Source organism: Lachnoanaerobaculum sp. MSX33, assembly GCF_000512995.1.
Lineage (GTDB): Bacteria > Bacillota > Clostridia > Lachnospirales > Lachnospiraceae > Lachnoanaerobaculum.
Map to the genome: position 1 here is coordinate 43241 of NZ_AZXX01000061.1, position 18797 is coordinate 62037.

At 37.1% G+C, this 18797-nt stretch carries 18 protein-coding genes; 4 read left to right on the forward strand and 14 right to left on the reverse strand.

Annotation, left to right across the window (positions count from 1 at the left end):
• Positions 1 to 5: 5 nt before the first annotated feature.
• The 4 genes from HMPREF1495_RS05840 to HMPREF1495_RS05855 all read right to left on the reverse strand — a co-directional run bounded on the left by HMPREF1495_RS05840 (position 6) and on the right by HMPREF1495_RS05855 (position 4783).
• The gene (locus HMPREF1495_RS05840) at positions 6 to 662 is read right to left on the reverse strand and encodes a response regulator transcription factor (protein WP_007595411.1); all 657 of its coding nucleotides are present in this window, start codon (positions 660 to 662) and stop codon (positions 6 to 8) included.
• Positions 663 to 676: 14 nt separating this feature from the next.
• On the reverse strand, positions 677 to 2281 hold the full coding sequence (locus HMPREF1495_RS05845) for a sensor histidine kinase (protein WP_007595410.1): 1605 nt from the start codon (positions 2279 to 2281) through the stop codon (positions 677 to 679).
• Between the two features lie 209 nt (positions 2282 to 2490).
• Positions 2491 to 4083: a xylulokinase gene (locus tag HMPREF1495_RS05850; RefSeq protein WP_034212853.1), complete on the reverse strand. Its 1593-nt coding sequence runs from the start codon at positions 4081 to 4083 to the stop codon at positions 2491 to 2493.
• Positions 4084 to 4090: 7 nt separating this feature from the next.
• Positions 4091 to 4783: an L-ribulose-5-phosphate 4-epimerase gene (locus tag HMPREF1495_RS05855; protein WP_034212854.1), complete on the reverse strand. Its 693-nt coding sequence runs from the start codon at positions 4781 to 4783 to the stop codon at positions 4091 to 4093.
• 306 nt (positions 4784 to 5089) lie between these two features.
• On the opposite strand from HMPREF1495_RS05855, the gene licT reads away from it, so the two are divergent.
• The 3 genes from licT to nagE are packed head-to-tail and all read left to right on the forward strand — an operon-like array spanning position 5090 to position 7915.
• The gene (gene licT / locus HMPREF1495_RS05860; protein WP_034212856.1) at positions 5090 to 5926 is read left to right on the forward strand and encodes a BglG family transcription antiterminator LicT; all 837 of its coding nucleotides are present in this window, start codon (positions 5090 to 5092) and stop codon (positions 5924 to 5926) included.
• A 3-nt stretch (positions 5927 to 5929) separates the two neighbouring features.
• A complete protein-coding gene (locus HMPREF1495_RS05865) occupies positions 5930 to 6409 on the forward strand; it encodes a PTS sugar transporter subunit IIA (RefSeq protein ID WP_034212858.1) in 480 nt (159 codons plus the stop codon).
• Between the two features lie 60 nt (positions 6410 to 6469).
• The gene (gene nagE, locus HMPREF1495_RS05870) at positions 6470 to 7915 is read left to right on the forward strand and encodes an N-acetylglucosamine-specific PTS transporter subunit IIBC (protein ID WP_034212860.1); all 1446 of its coding nucleotides are present in this window, start codon (positions 6470 to 6472) and stop codon (positions 7913 to 7915) included.
• Positions 7916 to 7979: 64 nt separating this feature from the next.
• On the opposite strand, the gene nox is transcribed toward nagE, so the two are convergent.
• The 9 genes from nox to HMPREF1495_RS05915 form a co-directional block, all read right to left on the reverse strand.
• A complete protein-coding gene (gene nox, locus HMPREF1495_RS05875; protein ID WP_034212861.1) occupies positions 7980 to 9314 on the reverse strand; it encodes a H2O-forming NADH oxidase in 1335 nt (444 codons plus the stop codon).
• A gap of 125 nt (positions 9315 to 9439) precedes the next feature.
• Positions 9440 to 10735: a TRAP transporter large permease gene (locus HMPREF1495_RS05880; RefSeq protein WP_034212863.1), complete on the reverse strand. Its 1296-nt coding sequence runs from the start codon at positions 10733 to 10735 to the stop codon at positions 9440 to 9442.
• Positions 10732 to 11268 carry a TRAP transporter small permease gene (locus HMPREF1495_RS05885; RefSeq protein ID WP_034212865.1) on the reverse strand — a complete coding sequence of 179 codons (537 nt, stop codon included), beginning with the start codon at positions 11266 to 11268 and terminating at the stop codon, positions 10732 to 10734. The genes HMPREF1495_RS05880 and HMPREF1495_RS05885 overlap by 4 nt, the downstream gene beginning before the upstream one ends.
• 57 nt (positions 11269 to 11325) lie before the next feature.
• Positions 11326 to 12384, reverse strand: coding sequence for a TRAP transporter substrate-binding protein (locus tag HMPREF1495_RS05890; protein WP_034212867.1), 1059 nt, complete (start codon positions 12382 to 12384; stop codon positions 11326 to 11328).
• 126 nt (positions 12385 to 12510) lie between these two features.
• Positions 12511 to 13233 carry a response regulator transcription factor gene (locus HMPREF1495_RS05895; RefSeq protein WP_034212869.1) on the reverse strand — a complete coding sequence of 241 codons (723 nt, stop codon included), beginning with the start codon at positions 13231 to 13233 and terminating at the stop codon, positions 12511 to 12513.
• Between the two features lie 12 nt (positions 13234 to 13245).
• Positions 13246 to 14709 (reverse strand): sensor histidine kinase, encoded by a 1464-nt coding sequence (locus HMPREF1495_RS05900; RefSeq protein ID WP_034212871.1) that lies wholly within the window; start codon positions 14707 to 14709, stop codon positions 13246 to 13248.
• Positions 14710 to 14779: 70 nt separating this feature from the next.
• Positions 14780 to 15469: a hypothetical protein gene (locus HMPREF1495_RS05905; RefSeq protein WP_034212873.1), complete on the reverse strand. Its 690-nt coding sequence runs from the start codon at positions 15467 to 15469 to the stop codon at positions 14780 to 14782.
• Complete coding sequence (gene nrdG, locus HMPREF1495_RS05910) at positions 15441 to 15989, reverse strand: anaerobic ribonucleoside-triphosphate reductase activating protein (RefSeq protein ID WP_034212875.1); 549 nt, start codon at positions 15987 to 15989, stop codon at positions 15441 to 15443. Before nrdG ends, HMPREF1495_RS05905 begins: the two co-directional genes overlap by 29 nt.
• Positions 15989 to 17017, reverse strand: coding sequence for a 3-deoxy-7-phosphoheptulonate synthase (locus HMPREF1495_RS05915; protein ID WP_034212877.1), 1029 nt, complete (start codon positions 17015 to 17017; stop codon positions 15989 to 15991). The genes nrdG and HMPREF1495_RS05915 overlap by 1 nt, the downstream gene beginning before the upstream one ends.
• 259 nt (positions 17018 to 17276) lie before the next feature.
• Here HMPREF1495_RS05915 and tyrS point away from each other — a divergent pair, with 259 nt between their 5' ends.
• On the forward strand, positions 17277 to 18503 hold the full coding sequence (tyrS, locus tag HMPREF1495_RS05920) for a tyrosine--tRNA ligase (RefSeq protein ID WP_034212879.1): 1227 nt from the start codon (positions 17277 to 17279) through the stop codon (positions 18501 to 18503).
• A 102-nt stretch (positions 18504 to 18605) separates the two neighbouring features.
• Here tyrS and HMPREF1495_RS13945 read toward each other — a convergent pair.
• Positions 18606 to 18797 (reverse strand): hypothetical protein (locus tag HMPREF1495_RS13945; protein WP_034212881.1); only part of this gene is annotated, 192 nt, incomplete at its 5' end.

Below are 18797 nucleotides of genomic sequence, written 5' to 3' on the forward strand. Positions count from 1 at the left end.
GATTTTTATAAATTATGGCTTGTTTCAGCCAAATTAAATGCCAGTTCAAATTTTTCAATATTTCGTTCAACAAATACCAATACTTCCGTTCTGCTGTACATATCAAGCTTACCGAATATATTTGAAATATGTTTCTTTACAGTACCTTCAGATACAAACAAGTCCTCTGCAATTTTTGCATTTGTATAGCCCTCTCTTAAAAGCAGTGCGACTTCCAGTTCTCTTTTTGTCAGAGCTTCTATCTTTTTTTCTTCTTCCGTAAAGCTCCCCATATTGTCAACCAGGTCTGAAGAATAGAACTTTCCTCCCCTGTCAACAACTTTAAGGCTATACATAATATCGTCTATAAACGCATCTTTTAATACATACGCGTCTATCCCGAGATTTTTTGCCTTTACAAAATCACTTTCACTTGAAGATGAAGTTATTACAAATGTCTTTATAGCTTTATCATGTCTTTGTACCCACTCCAAAAATTCAAATCCGCTCTCATTATGTAAATGCAAATCCACAAATGCCATATCTACCGGTTTATGCTCTACCAAATCGATGGCTTCACCGACAGTGCCCGCCTGCAAGGTTTCCTCCTCCGGCTTATGAAGTTTTATAATTGATTCCAGTCCCTGTCTTGCAATAGGGTGATCGTCTAAAACAAGTACCATATTCCGTCCTCCTGTTATCTCGGCAAACTAAGTTTAACTCTAACGCCTTTTTTATTGTCATATACCACACTCAAATATCCTTTTAATAAAACGGCTATATTTCGCATATTTCTCAATCCGTTACCTTCTGAGAAGTTTTTATCCTCTCTTGAAAAACCTGTTCCGTCATCTTCTATCAAAAGCTCTACAGTGTCTGATTGCATTTTTAATTCGATATTTATATTTTTTGACTTACCATGTTTTATAGCATTATTCACAGCCTCACATGCAACTCTGTATAGAGCTATCTTTTGCGCTATCTTTATATAATCCGCTTCTTCATCCAAATTTAAATTTATCTTTACATCATTAAGCCTTTCAAGTTCCTCCATATATGCATATAGCGCATGAATAAATGTATTTATATTATCCTTGAATCTTTTTCCGTAGATACTTTCTCTAAGCTCCGCCATCGTGCTCTCTACAGATTTTTTCAGTATATGTATGGACTCTATAATATCTTTTTTTTCTACATCCGCCTTCACCTTACTTTCCAATACCGCAAGATTACAGGTAATGCCGAAAAGTTTCTGTATTACAGTGTCATGTATTTCATTTGCAATACGATTTTGTTCCTCTACAGCTACATATCTTTCTATTTGGGCGTAGGTATCCAGATTATTGAATACCGTCTTTATCAACTGTAAGTAGAAATCCTTTCCGTCATCATGCAACTCCGATGCACGCCTTATCAAAATACCGCTTAGATAATCGGTCTCTCCTATTTTTATTAATTCATAAGTATTACCGGATGACTCTATTTTTAATATTTCTACATTCTCACCATTACCGGTGTATTCATCTTGAAACTTTACCTTTTCCGATATGTCATCATATACATCTTTTTCAATACCGCAGCTCTCTATAATCTCAGGAAAATCATCACGTTCAAATTTTACAAGCACAAATTCCCGATACAAATTGTTATTTCTAAGCAGCATTGACAGCTTTTCCATGATTTTTTTCGGATCCGTCATTGCAAAGAGTCCAAAGCTTTCACTCAACTCCGTCAACATTACAAAAGCATAGTTACTAAGTTCCTTTTCTTTAGTCAGCTCCGTATTCAAACTTTCAAGTTCTTCATTTTGCTTCCCTATGTATGCTACATAATAACGGATTATATAGAACTCGCACATAAGCATACCCATGCCCAAAATAATATTGATATCCTGATAAGACGAATTTTCTATACTCTTTCCGGCTATGGCACAAAATAAACACCAGATACAGGCAATAAATGTTACTATAATATTTCTGTCTAAAGCAACCATCAACAAAATGCAGTTTACTTCATACCATAAATACGGACTGTTGAACCCTCCGCTAAGAAATATAAATATCCCATAAGCAAATACTTCCAAAACGAACATAATCCTAAAGTGCATTCTGTTCTCACAGACCTTTTTATACAGCCAGCAACTTAATGCACATGAGACTGACATCCCCAAAAAAATAATCAGATTTATATTCTCTTTGTTATATACCGAAACCGAAATATAAAATACTGTTGATATTATAAAAGCTGCTATTCTCCACAATACGTTTATATTTATATATGTGGAGCATTCTTTTCCACCCATCTAAACCGTTCCCCTGCACAGCCCCTAAAGCCGTCTATTAAAATTTATTTAATTTATGATTTAAACTTTCTATTACTTTCTTATTATATATCACTATAAGATATATATCTAGTAAAACTTTTTTTAGTAATAGTCACATTTAGAAAAGTTTGTATTGAAATAAAAAAGAGCTCTGTGATTTTATAAAAATCACGGAACTCTTTACATTTTTATTCAGCGAATTTCTCCACGCTCAACCTTTCAATATCCACAGCATTCAGATATCTCTGTGTAAAGGTCTTAAATCCTTCCACATCCTTTTCATCAGCCATAATTTCGCTTCCGGTGTTTTTGTCAAAAATCTTCTTAGACAGGAACTCATCTAAGCTGTACTTATCCGCCCGGCTGACATATAATGCCAGCAATGCTATTCCCCATGCACCGCCTTCACTTGCGGTTTCAAGCACTTCTACAGGAGCATTGATTGCTGCAGAAAGATATCTTTGTCCGACTCCTTTGGTTTTAAATAATCCTCCATGCCCCATCATTTTCTTTATCTTTACATTCTCTTTCTCTGTTAAGATATCAAGCCCCACCTTAACTGCTGTAAGTGAACTGTATAAATGTGCTCTCATAAAGTTTGCCAGATTGAACTCACTCTTAGGGCTTCTTAAAAATAAAGGTCTTCCTTCATTTAGCTTCGTAATACCCTCTCCCGAAAAATATCCGAATGACATCAGATTACCACAGTCGGGGCTACCATTTAATGAATTTGTATAGAGTTTTTCAAACAGTTCTCCATCTGAAATATTTATACCGAAAAGCTTTGAAAATTCTCTAAATAAGCCAACCCAGGCATTCAAATCACTTGTACCGTTATTTGCATGTGACATAGCCACCGGATCTCCGGCCGGTGTAGTCACCATATCTATTTCCTCATAGTAATCATTAAGTTTCTTATCAAGTACAAGCATTGCAAACATACTTGTACCTGCAGACATATTTCCTGTACCTTTTTTAATAGAGTTGGTTGCTACCATTCCGGTACCCGCATCACCCTCAGGTGGACAAAGTATACTTCCCTCTTGTAAGTCCCCGTCTTTATCTAAAAGACTTGCACCCGACTTTGATAGTACTCCGGCTCTTTGTCCTGCAACCATTACCTTTGGCAATATCTCTCTTATCTTCCACGGAAATTTGTACTCTGCAATCTTTTCTTCAAATATATTAAGCATTGATGCATCATAATCCATAGCAACAGAATCTATAGGGAATATTCCGGAAGCATCGCCTATACCTATATTCTTTTCACCTGTAAGCAGGTAATGAATATATGATGACAATGTTGTAACAAAATCAAGTTTCTCAACATGCTCTTCTTTATCAATTATTCTCTGATACAGATGTGCTATTGTCCATCTGAGCGGAATATTGAACTTAAAGCTTTCACTTAAATCCTTTGCCGCTTCCCAAGTATTTGAATTTCTCCAAGTTTGAAAAGGAGCAAGCAGATTCATATCCTTATCAAACGCCATATATCCATGCATCATAGCACTGATACCCATGTATTTTATCTGCTTTAGAGTCACTCCATACTTTTCTTTTATATCCCTCTTTATACTCGCATAACAGCTTGAAAGTCCTGAAAGTATCTCATCAAGCGGATATGTCCAAATACCGTCTAAAAAGCTGTTTTCCCAATCATGGATCCCTGTTCCCAGTACTTCTCCGTTTTCATCAGTCAATACAGCCTTTATTCTTGTAGATCCAAATTCAATTCCTAAGAATATATCTCCTGTTTCTATTATCTTTTTTACTTCCATATTCCCCCTAGTTACCATAGTAGGCATTCTTACCATGCTTTCTCAAAAAATGCTTATCCTGTAAATATTTCGGCGCTTTCACAGCATTCGGATTTATACTTAGTGCAAATAAATTCATCTTCGCAACTTCTTCCATTACTACTGCATTATGTACCGCCGTATATGCATCCTTACCCCATGCAAAAGGACCATGGCTGTGACATATACATCCGGGTATATATACAGGATTGATATTTCTTTCTTTGAAAGTTTCCACTATCACCTTACCTGTGTTAAGCTCATAATCCTCATCCAACTCTTCTTTTGTAAGATGTCTTATACATGGAATATCACCATAGAAATAATCACATTGCGTAGTACCCATACAGGCAATATCCGCTCCTGCCTGTGCAAATCCCGTTGCATAGGGTGAATGTGTGTGTACAACTCCACCTATATCTTTAAAGTTTTGATACAGTATAAGATGTGTCTTTGTATCGGATGAAGGATTATATCTTCCTTCTATACGGTTGCCGTCAAGGTCCATTACCACCATATCATCAGGTGTAAGTTTGTCATACTCTATTCCGCTGGGCTTTATTACAAAGTATTTTCCGCTTTCATCAATACCCGATACATTTCCCCATGTAAATGTCACCAGACCATATTTCGGCAAAAGCATATTTGCCTCATATACCTCTTTTTTCAGTTTTTCTAACATATTCCTCCTGATATAAATAGATTTTACGAATTGCTATATTAAGTATTTTAGCTTTTAAAATGTTTATTAGCAATAATTAATACTTTAATTTTGCTCTTTTCATTTCTTATTCTCAATTCTTTATCTATTATCTCCAATTTTAGAAATATAATTCCTACATTTTGCCGATTGATTTATCTTAAGAATTCTGTCATAATACTTACATAAATTCTAATATTTTAGGATTGTTACTGAGACGCAGGCAAGACCGAATTTACCATAGTTCTATGGTTTATTTGGTTTTTTTTATTGCTTTATGGTGGTGCGATGATCATTGAAAAAATTATAAATAATAATATTGTCTTAACCCATGACCATAAAAACAAGGAAATTATTGCCATGGGTAAGGGTATAGGCTTCGGCAGAAAAAAAGGGGATTCTCTATCGGAGTCTGAAATAGAAAAGGTATTTCGTATCAAGGAAAATGAAATGCTTCTTAAGTTTCAGGATATGATTGCGGATATCCCTATTGAAAGGATAACTCTTACAGATGATGTCATTTCATATGCAATCAATGTGGAAAAGCTTAAGCTCAGCCAAAGCATTTATCTTACTCTGGTTGACCATGTGAATTTTGCCATTGAACGATTTAAAGAAGGCATGACTCCCGAGAATGCTCTTATGTGGGAAATCAAGAGATTTTATCCTCAGGAATATGCCCTTGGACTCTATACACTCAGACTCATAGATGATAGAATAGGACTTTCCCTTCCGGATTCGGAGGCAGGCTTTATTGCACTTCATTTTGTCAATGCGCAGTACAGCACTCATATGAAGGAGACTTTAAGTCTTCCACATCTTATGAGGGATATAATGGACATTGTAAAGAGTGAATTGAACGTGGAGCTGAATGAAAACTCTATCCACTATGAAAGATTTGTTACTCATGTAAAATTTCTTATTCAAAGACTTTACAGAAATGAGATGCTACATGACGACGATACAATTTTTGAGGATATGATGAAAGAAAAGTATCCCGAAGAATTCGAATGCGGAAAAAGGATTGCAGAATATATAGAGGTTGAAACCCGTTCAAAGATAACAAGAATGGAAATGACCTACTTGGCAATTCATATAAAAAGAGTAACTATGGCAGAGGAGTAAAATATGTTCGGTTTATTTAAGAAGAAGAAAAATACATTTTTCAGTCCTATGAGCGGAAAAAGTGTTTCTATAAAAGAGGTTCCTGATGAGACATTTTCATCAGAGATGCTTGGAAAGGGAGTTGCAATCGTTCCAAATGACGGTCTTGTAACCTCTCCTGCTGACGGTAAGGTAACTATGATTTTTGAAACCTTACACGCTGTCAGTATATTAGCCGATACAGGTGAGGAAATTCTCATCCATATCGGGCTTGATACCGTAAAGATGAACGGTGAAGGATTCTCTTCCTTTGTAAAAGCGGGGGATAGAGTTAAAGCAAAAGATCCGCTTATACAGGCAGATCTTGATAAAATAAAGTCAGCAGGATTTAATACTATAACCATAATGCTTGTTTGCAATACTCCGGATTTTAAATCGGTTGAAAGTATCACAGATATAGCTGTGACTAAGGATAGTGAAATATTGGTAGTAATACCAAAATAATAAATTTTCTCTTTGACCGGCCGGCAAAGGGATGAACTTAAACATTAAGGAGAAATTTTTATGAAGTATTTACAACGTCTTGGGAAGTCTTTGATGCTTCCTGTAGCCTGCCTTCCTGTGGCGGCGATTTTGATGGGTATCGGTTATTGGATCGATCCTACCGGTTGGGGTGGAAATAACATAATAGCAGCTTTCCTTTTAAAGGCAGGCGGTGCTATCATTGACAATATGGCTATCTTGTTTGCCATAGGTGTTGCTGTCGGTATGAGTGATGATGGTGACGGTGCCGCAGCACTTGCAGGACTTGTTTCATGGCTTGTTGTTACAACTCTTTTATCAAAGGGTTCAGTAGCTATGTTTACAGGTGTTGAGGCTGATGCCGTTCCTGCGGCTTTCGGTAAGACACAGACTCAGTTTATCGGAATTATTTGCGGTCTTATCGGTGCTGTTTGCTATAATAAGTTTAAAACAACAAAGCTTCCTGATGCACTCTCTTTCTTTAGCGGTAAGAGAAGTGTGGCTATCGTTACTGCAGGCTTTTCACTTATTGCAGCTATTGTTTTATTCTTTATCTGGCCTGTTGTTTATGGTGTATTGGTAAGCTTCGGTGAGGCGATTCTGAGCACAGGTGCTGTAGGTGCAGGTATCTACGGATTCCTCAACAGACTTTTGATTCCGTTCGGACTTCACCATGCACTTAACTCTGTATTCTGGTTTGATGTTGCAGGCATCAATGATATCGGTAAATTCTGGGGAAGCGCAGAAGGCGGTGTCCTCGGACAGACAGGTATGTATATGTCAGGATTCTTCCCTGTAATGATGTTCGGTCTTCCGGGCGCTGCTCTTGCTATGTATCACACAGCTAAGGATGCAAGAAAGAAAGCCGCTTACGGTCTTTTACTTGCCGCAGCTCTTTCATCATTCTTTACAGGTGTTACAGAGCCGCTTGAGTTTGCATTTATGTTCCTTGCACCTGTACTTTACGTTATCCATGCTGTTTTAACAGGTATTTCACTTGCTGTAGTTGCACTCCTTCCTATAAGAGCAGGATTTAACTTCAGTGCCGGTCTTGTTGACTGGGTACTCAGCTTTAAAGCTCCGTTTGCACAAAATCCGCTTCTTATGGTTCCGATCGGCGTGGTTTACGGTGCAATATACTATGCAATCTTCCGCTTTGTTATCACAAAGTTTGATTTAAAGACTCCGGGTAGAGAGGATGATGAGGAAGAAGAAAAGAAGGCTGTTTTAGCTAATGATGACTTTACCTCGGTTGCGGCTATTATCTTAGAGGGTGTAGGCGGTCCTGAAAACCTTACATCTATTGATAACTGTATCACAAGACTTCGTCTTGAGATCAAGGACTATACAAAGGTTGATGAGAAGAAGATCAAATCTGCAGGTGTTGCAGGTGTTATCAGACCTTCAAAGACTGCCGTACAGGTTATTATCGGTACAAAAGTTCAGTTCGTAGCGGACGAGTTCAAAAAACTTGCTAAAAATAAATAATAATTAACACACTTCATAAAAAGGGGAGCATATCAAATATGCTCCCTTTTGGTTTACTATAATTTTATTTTGCGGATAATGCAGCCATTGTGATGTAGTTATATGGCTGATTGAAATGTGGAAGGAAGAATATATCAAGCAATTTAAGCTTGTCTATAGTTACCTTCTCCTGTATTGCAAGTGAGAACATATGGATACCCATTGACATATCATATGTAGATGCCATCTGTGCTCCAAGTATCACTCTTGTCTTTGCATCATATACTATCTTTATATTTACCTTAGGATTTGTTGTTTCAATGAATGTTGCCTTTTGTAAGTCTTCAAATGAAGTGGAAAGCACATCCATACCGAGCTGCTTCGCCTTCTGCTCGCTAAGTCCTGTGGATACAAGTTTTAAATCATAAATTGAAATAGCATTTGATCCCTGTACTCCGATAGTCTCAAGTTTCTTACCGCATGCATTATATGCGGCTATAATTCCCGAACGTACGGCATTTGTTGCAAGTGCGATATATGACTTCTCTCCTGTAGAGTTAAAAAGTACTGTAGCACAGTCACCGATAGCATATACATCCTTCTTGCTTGTCTGCTGAGTCTCATCAACTATATATGCACCGTTTGACATTGTTTCAAGATAATCTTTTCCAAGCTCAGTATTAGGTCTGAATCCTATAGCAAGAATAACCATATCACACTGATATTCATTCTTATCGGTTACTATAGCCTCTACCTTGCCGTTACCCTTAATCTCCTTTACAGTCTCACCGAAAGCAAGCTTGATACCGTGATCTGAGAGGTTCTTGTCCATAAGTGCACTGAACTCCGGATCATAGTAACTTGAAAGTGAAGTCTTTGCTATATCAACAACTATTACCTTCTTATTATGTCTCTCAAACGCCTCTGCAAGCTCTACTCCGATATATCCCGCACCGACTACCGCAATTGTCTTGATATCAGGATTTTCAAGTTTCTTAATTACTTCTTCGGCATTCTGGAAAAGCTTTACCAGCTGAACATTCTCCAAATCCTTGCCCGGTATCTGTGGTACGATAGGAAGTGAACCTGTAGCCAGTATCAATTTGTCATAGCTTTCTTCTACCTTCTTACCGTTCTCCAAAGTTGCATATACAAACTTTTTATCAAAGTCTATTCTCTCAACCTTGCTGTTCATATTTACCTTTGCACCCTGTGATTCAAGCTTTTCCTTGTTTGAATAGAAAAGTCCGTCAGGCTTTGATATCTGACCGCCTATCCAAAGTGCCATACCACATCCCAGGAAGCTGATATTTGAGTTCTGATCGAATACTACTACCTCATCTCCCTCATTGAATCCTGTGATTGTATTGATTGCACAAGTACCTGCATGATTTGCTCCAACAACTACTACCTTGCTCATATTTTCCTCCAAAATATATCTTAATATTTATTGTCATCTCTTTAACAAATTGTACTATGTTTTATAACTTTTAACAAGCATTTTCGGGCTTGTACAGTTAAATTTTTTAAAATATATTTTGTTATTTATAAACTTCCCAAAAGCATTGGAAGTCCAAGGCTTATAACAGGTATAAATGTTATAAGTAAAAGTGTAATTATCATACACAGATAGAATGGCAATGTTGCCTTTACTACCTTTTCCATAGGCAGTTTTGCTACGGCCGAACCGATAAAGAGTACTCCTCCAACCGGTGGTGTAAGAAGTCCTATACCGCAGTTTAAGATAACCATTACACCGAACTGTATCGGTCCTATTCCTATAGAGTTTGCTATCGGAAGAAGTATAGGTGTAGCAATAAGTATGATAGGTGCCATATCCATGATACATCCGAGTATAAGCAAAATAAGGTTAAGAAGTAATGCAAGTATTATAGGGTTGTTTGTAAATCCTGTGATTGCACTTGCAGCCATATCCGGAACATGAAGTGTTGTAAGGCAATATCCGAAGATACTTGATGTTGAAATAAGGATAAGTACAATTGACAATGTATTTACACATTCATCAAGAGTCTTCCATACACCCTTCCAGTCAAGACCTTTATATATGAATACGCTGACAATAAGGCTGTAGATAACCGCAATAGCTGCCGACTCTGTTGCAGTGAACACACCGCCTACTACACCTACAACTACTATAAGCACTGCCGCCAATGCCCAGAATGATACGCTGAGCTGCTTTAAAAGCACCTTCATCGAGAACTTCTCACCCTTCGGATAATTCTTTCTCACTGAAATAATATATGAACCGATCATAAGTGATACCGCAAGCAATGCTCCCGGAATATATCCTGCAAGGAATAAGCTTCCTACCGATACACCGCCCGCTGTGGTAGCATATATAACCATGTTATGTGAAGGAGGTACCAAAAGTCCCTCGCATGATGATGTAATTGTAACCGCTGTAGAAAAATCCGCATCATATCCCTGATCCACCATCATAGGTATAAGGATTGAACCGAGTGATGCCGTATCTGCTGCCGCAGAACCTGAAATTCCTCCAAAGAAGTATGAAGCCACGATATTAACCATCGCCATACCTCCACGCATCCAGCCTACACAGGCATTTGCCAGTGCAATAAGTTTCTCCGATATACCGCCGCTTCCCATAAGGCAACCCATTGTTATAAAGAACGGTACCGCCATAAGTGAGAATGATGAAATACCCTTAACCATCTGCTGACATATTGTTGAAAGCGGTTGTCCCTGTGCCAAAAGGCAGAGCAAAGATGAAAGTGCTACCGCATATGCAATCGGGAAACGCAAAAATATCATTACAAAAAAGCTTATAAGTAATATAGCAATTGCTACTCCTGTACTCATGCCTGCACCTCCTTAGGATCTTCTTTTAAGCAAATAGCCTTTATATGATTATAAAGTGCCTCAAGCTCAAATATTAACATTGCAACACCTGCTAAAGGTATCGGGAAGTACTGCCAGAATTTTGAAAGTCCCGGCATACTTACATAAGTACCCTTTGCACCAATCTTCATAGCATATTTCCATCCTACCACTATCATTACCACTGCAAGTATCAAAACCGCAACATCTGAAAGTACATCCAAAAATCTTACAACACTCTTAGGCAGATACGGATCAAAGGCCGTCATTCTGATATGTGCGCCTCTTCTTATTGCAAGTGCGGCTGAAAGCACTGCCATATATGCCATAAATGTTAGAACTATCTCCTCACTCCATGCGGGATCCGGTATAAATGATACATATCTTCCGGCAACCGCCATTGTTGTGATGGCAATATCTCCTATCAATAACAGTTTACATATAAGCAAAACAAATTTGTATGTAGCATCATATGCCGGCTTTATTTTATCTACCGCCTTAAAAAAATCTGACATAATTACCTCTTATTCTATCAACAAACCTCTTGGAGAAGTCTCCAAGAGGCAATAATATTATTTATCCAAGTCAACTAACTGCTGATATAATTCTTTCTGATCTGTTGTGTTCTTATCGATAACATTCTTTGTAGCTTCTTTCCAAGGTGTTTTATCTGTTACTTCAACAACATTTACACCTGATGACTTAAGCTCCTCTAAAACCTTATCCTCCGCCTTTTGAGCGATTTCTCTGTTTACTTCACCTACATACTTTCCGGCCTCAACAAGGATATTCTGCTGCTCAGGTGTAAGCTTATCCCAAGCTTCATCAGTGATTACTACCTGGAATGCTCCCAGTGTATGACCATCAAGGATGATGTTTGGAGCCACCTCAGGGAAAGCATTTGACTTATAGTTTGTTATAGGCTGCTCTGCACCGTCTACAACACCTGTCTGAAGTGCTGAGTAAAGCTCATTAAATGCAACTACTGTAGGAGATGCACCAAGTCCCTCAACCATTCCGTTCATTACAGGATCGTTTGAAACTCTCATCTTCATTCCCTTTAAATCCTCAACAGAATTTACAGGATTCTTTGTAAAGAAGTGTCTGAAACCTTCCTCACCATAGTACAAGCTCTTGATACCGAGGTTCAGATCTGATGTTTCTTGTAAGAACTCCTTTGACAAGTCGCTGTCTACAAACTTCCAGAAATGCTCTCTTGAGTTGAATGTGTATGGTAATGAAAGAAGTGAAGCCTTCTTTGCGCCATAGCTTGTAAGAGCGAAAGCTGAAATTCTTGACATATCTACTGTACCTGTTCCTCCAAGCATTCCGTCAAGTACATCGTTCTCTGAACCGAGTACACCGCTTGCCTGAACATCGATATGAATCTTTCCGCCTGAAAGCTCTTCCACCTTCTCCTTGAATGCCGTACCGCTCTGTCCTACGATTGTATCAAGCGGATTTACCTCCGCATAAACCAAGGTTACCTCCGCACCCTCGCTGCCGCCGTCTGCCTTTGCTGCGGTTGTCTCGTTGCTGTTTGCTGCAGTTGTTGTTGTCTCAGGACTCTTAAGTCCGCAAGCTGATAATGCTAATGTAGCAATTGCTAATGCAAAAAATCTCTTTTTCATTGTTCCTCCAAAAAATAAATACTTAAGACTAAAAAGTCTTACATCTCTTTTATATATTCTATATTTAAGAAAAACTTATGTGAATGGTAATATTTTAATATAATAAGTAAATTTTTAATCTTTAAACTAAATGTTACCTCTGTACTCTGAAGGACTCATTCCTACCGCCCTTTTAAACACCTTTGTAAAGTAGTTTGAATCCGTATACCCCACACTTACACCGACTTCTTTTATATTAAAACTGACATCCTTTAAAAGTACCTTTGCCTTTTCTATTCTCAGATTGGTCAGATAATTTATAAAGGTATCGTCAAAGAGCTGCTTAAATATCTTTGAAAAATAAACGTCCGAATAACCGAGTATACCTGCCACATCTCCGGCACTTATATCTCTTTTATAATTTTCCTTTATATATTTTTTTATAATGCTTTTTTGTGAATCCTGAAGATTTTCACTTTTACCGTCATCGGAACTTATTTCTTTTATACTTGATATGGCTTCAATGATAAGTCCTGTAAGCTTTTCCTCCTTCCACGGCTTCAAAAGATAGTCAAATGCCTTTATATGCATCGCTTCTATGGCATATTCAAATCTGTCATATGCCGTTATAAATATGATAATACAATCCGGATTCTTCTCTCTTATAAGCTTTGCCAACTCTATTCCGTTCATACCCGGCATTTCAATATCCAAAAGTGCAATATTTATATCTGTATTTTCAACTATACCTGCCGCCTGCTTTCCGTTACTTGCCATGAAAATATCAAGCTCATTTAAAAAAAACTTCTTAATTGTCTTTTCAAGTACCTTAAGCTCAAGGTTTTCATCATCAGCTATCAGTAAATTCACATTTTCTCCTTCCTAAACGGTTTGCGGTATCAGAAAATATACCACTGTCATCTTTCCTTCTTTGGAATATATTCTCAAATCACCTGTTTTATATATATTCTTTATACGCTTATAGATATTTCCGAAACCTATTCCGAGTTTTGCGGTAGGCCTCTCTCTCATAAAATCTTTCAGCTGATTAAGCCTTTCAGTGCTCATTCCGACACCGGTGTCCGCAACAATAATGTGAAGCATATTTTCTCTTTCCCATACTCTTATTACTACCTTACCGCCCTCTTCCTTTTTGGAAATTCCATGCACTATCGCATTTTCCACTATAGGCTGAAGTGAAAATGACGGAATATACACCTTATCATTTTCGACTTTTGAAACTATATCGTATGAAACACGATCACCGAAGCGCATCTTTTGTATATACATATAATCATTTACAATGCTCAGTTCTCTCTCAAGACTTACCTGCTTTTCATCGGTCTTTAAGCTGTATCTGAATATATTTCCAAGTGCCCTTATCATATCCTCGGTATCCTTGGCATCTTCCAGATTGGCCGAAGCCGCTATGATATTTAAGGTATTAAATAAAAAATGCGGATTAATCTGATTTTTAAGCAGGTCAAATCTTGCCTCATTGAGCCTTTTTTCCATGTTCATCTTTTCCATGGCTTCTTTATGCAAAAGTTCCGAAAGCTCATACCTTTCCTCCAAACTTGAAATATATACCGAGGTGGCATGCTTCATCTTGTTAAAGGCATTTGTCAAATCTCCCATCTCATCCTTATTGCGTATTATGATGTCCTTATCTGAAAAATCATTTTTGGCAATATTTTTTGATATCTCAACCATCCTGTTTATCGGTGAGATTATAAGAGCCTGTAGCTTGAATGCCATATAAATTATCAATACTATGATAGGTATCAGTATTATCCCCACTACAAGAGGCATTTTCTTAAAGAATTCGGCTCTCTTTTGATATATGGCATTGTTCTCACTGAGAGTAACATCCATCAGTCTTTCCCCATAGCTTATCAGATAATCCTGCATTTCATACACATTATATACTTTTTCTATAAAGTCCTTGGCTTCATATTTATCATCCAGTATTTCCTGTCTTTTGGCCGCATATACCGGATAGCTGTTTTTTATACTCCATATTTTGGCATATCTTTCATTATCCATATGCATTATATCAAGTTCCAACTTGTCAACTATTTCATCCGTTCTTTTGCAACTTGCCAACAATTCATCTATATTGTCCCTGTTTCTTATAAATATACTAAAATCCGCCTTTTCTTTTGTCATCGCATCCTGCAACTCATAACAAAGCGATATCTCATTTATTATCTCACCGAAACCTGAAGAGGTATATTCCACAACAAAAAAATCAAAACATAAATTCACTATCAACGCCGAAACTACGGCAATAATGAAAATACCGATTTTTACTTTTATAGATTGATTTAAAACTTTTTTTCTCATAAATGCCATCCTAAAAATGTATAATAAAAGGATACTACAAAATTTTTTTTTCTTCCATAGTATCCCTCATTTATATATTATGTATTTCCAGTATATTTGATAATAAAAATCCCAAAAATGTTTTCTTTTGATATCTTATAAAATCACTGTAGGCAAGCTTATACCCTCTACCCCATGATGATATATAAAAAAAGTCTTCTCCGTTTTCTTTTTTACAGTCATAAATCAGCACATAATGTGCATATATCTTTGCTGTATTGCCGGTTTGAATATCTGTAACCTCTATGCCCTTTTCCTTTTTTAGAAAAGATAAAAGATCCGGTCCTACTCCGAGTATTACAGGCATCCCTGTATGCAGACTTTTATTTACCTTTGAAAGTATATTGTATCCCAATCCCCATCTTGCTTTCAAAGAAAGTTTATTTTCTCTGAAATAAGAATTTATGCCTCTTGCAAGGGCAAATCCTGTCAGTCCCTTTATAAGAGGTGTATCAAGGATATTTAAATACTTCCTGTAGACCATAAGTACAAAGGCTGTAAATGTATCTTTACTTACTGTATTTTTGCTCTTATATACAGACTTCCAAAAGCACATCAAAAAATTGCATATGGCAATTATTCCGCAACCGTATTCCTCTATATCTTTATAACCAAGACTTAGAAACCAGCCTTGATTTCCGCCTGTATAAGATTTTTTATCATCTGTTATAAGAAGATCCTTTTCAAGCGATCTACATGCTGTGGTCGGCAAATGTGGCATCTCCCTCCCAAAGTACTGTCTTTCCTTCTTTAGCACTTTGTTTCACATCTATAATTCTCTGATTTGAACTTCCCCTAAATCTCAATGTAATATCATAGAGTTCCTGTACAAACTCACCGTCCACCATCACATCACAAAGCGATAAGATTTTCGGTGTTTCATCAAAATAGGCTCTTCCGCCGGGAACAAGGTCCACATCATAAGTGTATCCCGAGTATATCCAAAGGTTTTTATCAGGATATCTTTTTTTAAACTCCTCTATAAGCGGCAGTATTCCCTTTTGATTTGCCTTTTCCATAGGTTCTCCGCCAAGTATGGTAATTCCCGATATATACTCGGGCTCTACAGATTTTAATATATCCTCTATAGTTTCATCTGTAAATTCTTCACCGTATTTAAAATCCCATGCCGTCTCGTTAAAGCAGCCTTTGCAGGCATGTGTACAACCCGATACAAACAGAGAAGTCCTTACTCCCGGACCGTTTGCTATATCATCATATTTTATATTTGCATAATTCATTATAACATTTCAGCCATTTCCAAAAGGAGCTTCTTTGAATCTTCAAATCCTAAGCATGGATCTGTAATAGACTTTCCGTATATATGCTCCTCAATTTTCTGGTTTCCTTCTTCTATATAGCTCTCAATCATTACACCCTTTACAAAATTTCCTATCTCCTGTGAATATCTCATAGAGTGTAACACCTCTTTTACTATACGAACCTGCTCTTTATACTTCTTATTTGAATTTGAATGATTTGCATCCACAATAACGGCAGGATTTTTAATATCTCTTTCCATATAAAGATCCAAAAGAAGTCTAAGATCCTCATAGTGATAGTTTGGAAGGCACTGGCCGTGCTTATTTACCGCACCTCTGAGTATCGCATGTGATAAAGGATTTCCGTCAGTCTTTATCTCAAAGTTTCTATAGATAAACTCATGTGACTGCTGTGCGGCATATATCGCATTGAGCATTACGGACATATCACCGCTTGTAGGATTTTTCATACCTACAGGTACGTCAACTCCTGATGATGTAAGTCTGTGCTGCTGATTTTCCACAGACCTCGCACCAACTGCAATATAACTCATTAAATCATCCAAGTATCCGAGATTGTCAGGGTAGAGCATCTCATCTGCTGTAAATAACCCCGTTTCTTCTATAACTCTAAGATGCATCTTTCTGATTGCGATAATTCCCTCATGTACATTGGGCTTTTTCTCAGGATTCGGCTGATGCAAAAGTCCCTTATATCCGTCTCCGTTGGTTCTGGGTTTATTTGTATAGACTCTTGGAATAACTATTATTTTATCCTTGACTTCCTCCGCCACTTTTACAAGTCTGCTTGCGTAATCAAGTACGGAATCTTCATTATCTGCAGAACAAGGACCTATTACAGCCAAAAACTTTTTGCTGTTTCCTGTGATTACATCAGCTATTTCTTTATCAAATTCTTTTTTCTTTGCCACAAGTTCTTTACTTAAAGGATACTTTTCTATGATTTCTTCCGGACTCGGAAGATTTCTAATGTATTTTATTCCCATAGTTGCCTCTTTCATTATATATGTTTCAAACTTAAATCGTATGAAACTTTACTTAATGTATTTATAGTCATACGGCATTTTTGTCCGTAATATTTTAACAGTATAAATTAATCGTAAAAAATTATCAAGTCTTTATTACTTTAAAGTTCTAAACTTTAAATATTCAAAGTACAAGCTTGATTCTTTTTAATTACTTTGTTATACTTCTTTTTATGAATTTTTATCAGCCTAAGCTGCAATAAATAAAGGATGGATATGTATGAATTGTTATGATGAATTAAAGGCAAGAGGACTTATTGCCCAGGTTACAAATGAAGAAGAAATCAGCAAAATGATAAATAACGGAGAAGCCACATTCTATATCGGTTTCGACCCTACAGCAGACAGCTTACATGTAGGTCATTTTATGGCTCTTTGCCTTATGAAGAGACTTCAAATGGCAGGCAATAAACCTATCGCTTTGGTAGGTGGCGGTACCGGTATGATCGGTGATCCTTCAGGAAGAAGTGACCTTAGAAAGGTTCTTACTATAGAAGATATCGATCACAACTGTGAATGTTTCAAAAAGCAGATGAGTCGCTTTATTGAATTCGGCGAGGATAAAGCCAGAATGGTAAACAATGCCGATTGGCTTAGAGATCTCAACTATATGGAATTTATCCGTGATATAGGTCCGCATTTTTCAGTCAACAATATGCTTAGAGCAAAATGTTATGAAAACCGTATGGCAAACGGACTCTCATTCCTTGAGTTTAACTATATGATACTTCAAAGTTTTGACTTCTATAAGCTTTTCCTTGATTACGGCTGCAATATGCAGTTCGGCGGTGACGATCAGTGGTCAAATATGCTTGGCGGTACCGAGCTTATCAGAAGAAAGCTTGGAAAAGATGCACATGCTATGACTATTACCCTTTTACTAAACTCAGAGGGTAAGAAAATGGGCAAAACCGTCGGCGGTGCTGTTTGGCTTGATCCGAATAAAACAACTCCTTTTGAGTTCTACCAGTACTGGAGAAATCTTCCTGATGCCGATGTGCTTACCTGCCTTAGAATGCTTACCTTCCTTCCTCTTGAGCAGATAGAGGAAATATCAAGCTGGGAAGGTGCCAAGCTTAATGAGGCAAAGGAAATACTTGCAATGCATCTTACAGAGCTTGTACACGGCAAGGAAGAGGCTGAGAAGGCAAATGCAGCCAGCAAGTCTCTTTTTGTAGGCGGTGGAGATATGAGCAATGTTCCTACTTATGTTTTACAGGATGAGGATTACAGAGACGGTACTATAGATCTTTCAGGTGTACTTGTAGTCAGCGGACTTTCAAAGACCAGATCCGAAGCCAGAAGAAATATCGAACAGGGCGGTGTTTCCATAGAAGGTGAAGTTATAAATGATGTAAAGAAAACTTTTACAAAAGAAGATTTTGCAGGCGAAGGACTTCTTGTTAAGAGAGGAAAGAAAAACTTCTGCAAGGTTAAATCAGAATAAAATTTTTTAAGGGGCTGTCGGGAAGTAAAATTACTTATTTCCCGACAGCCCCTTATATATAAAACATTGATATATCATTGTACAAAAATAATGTCTCAAAAATCATCTTAAATGATCATTTGCTTCATATATATAAACAAATATATATAGAGCAAGTAAAAGAAAAACACTTGATATTTCCAAAAATAAACTATCAACAATTATTCCTATTATACATACTGCCATTGAAGCAGCTATTCCAAAAAAGTAGATAGATAGTAGTTTGGAAATCTTATTATAATTATAATATCCTGC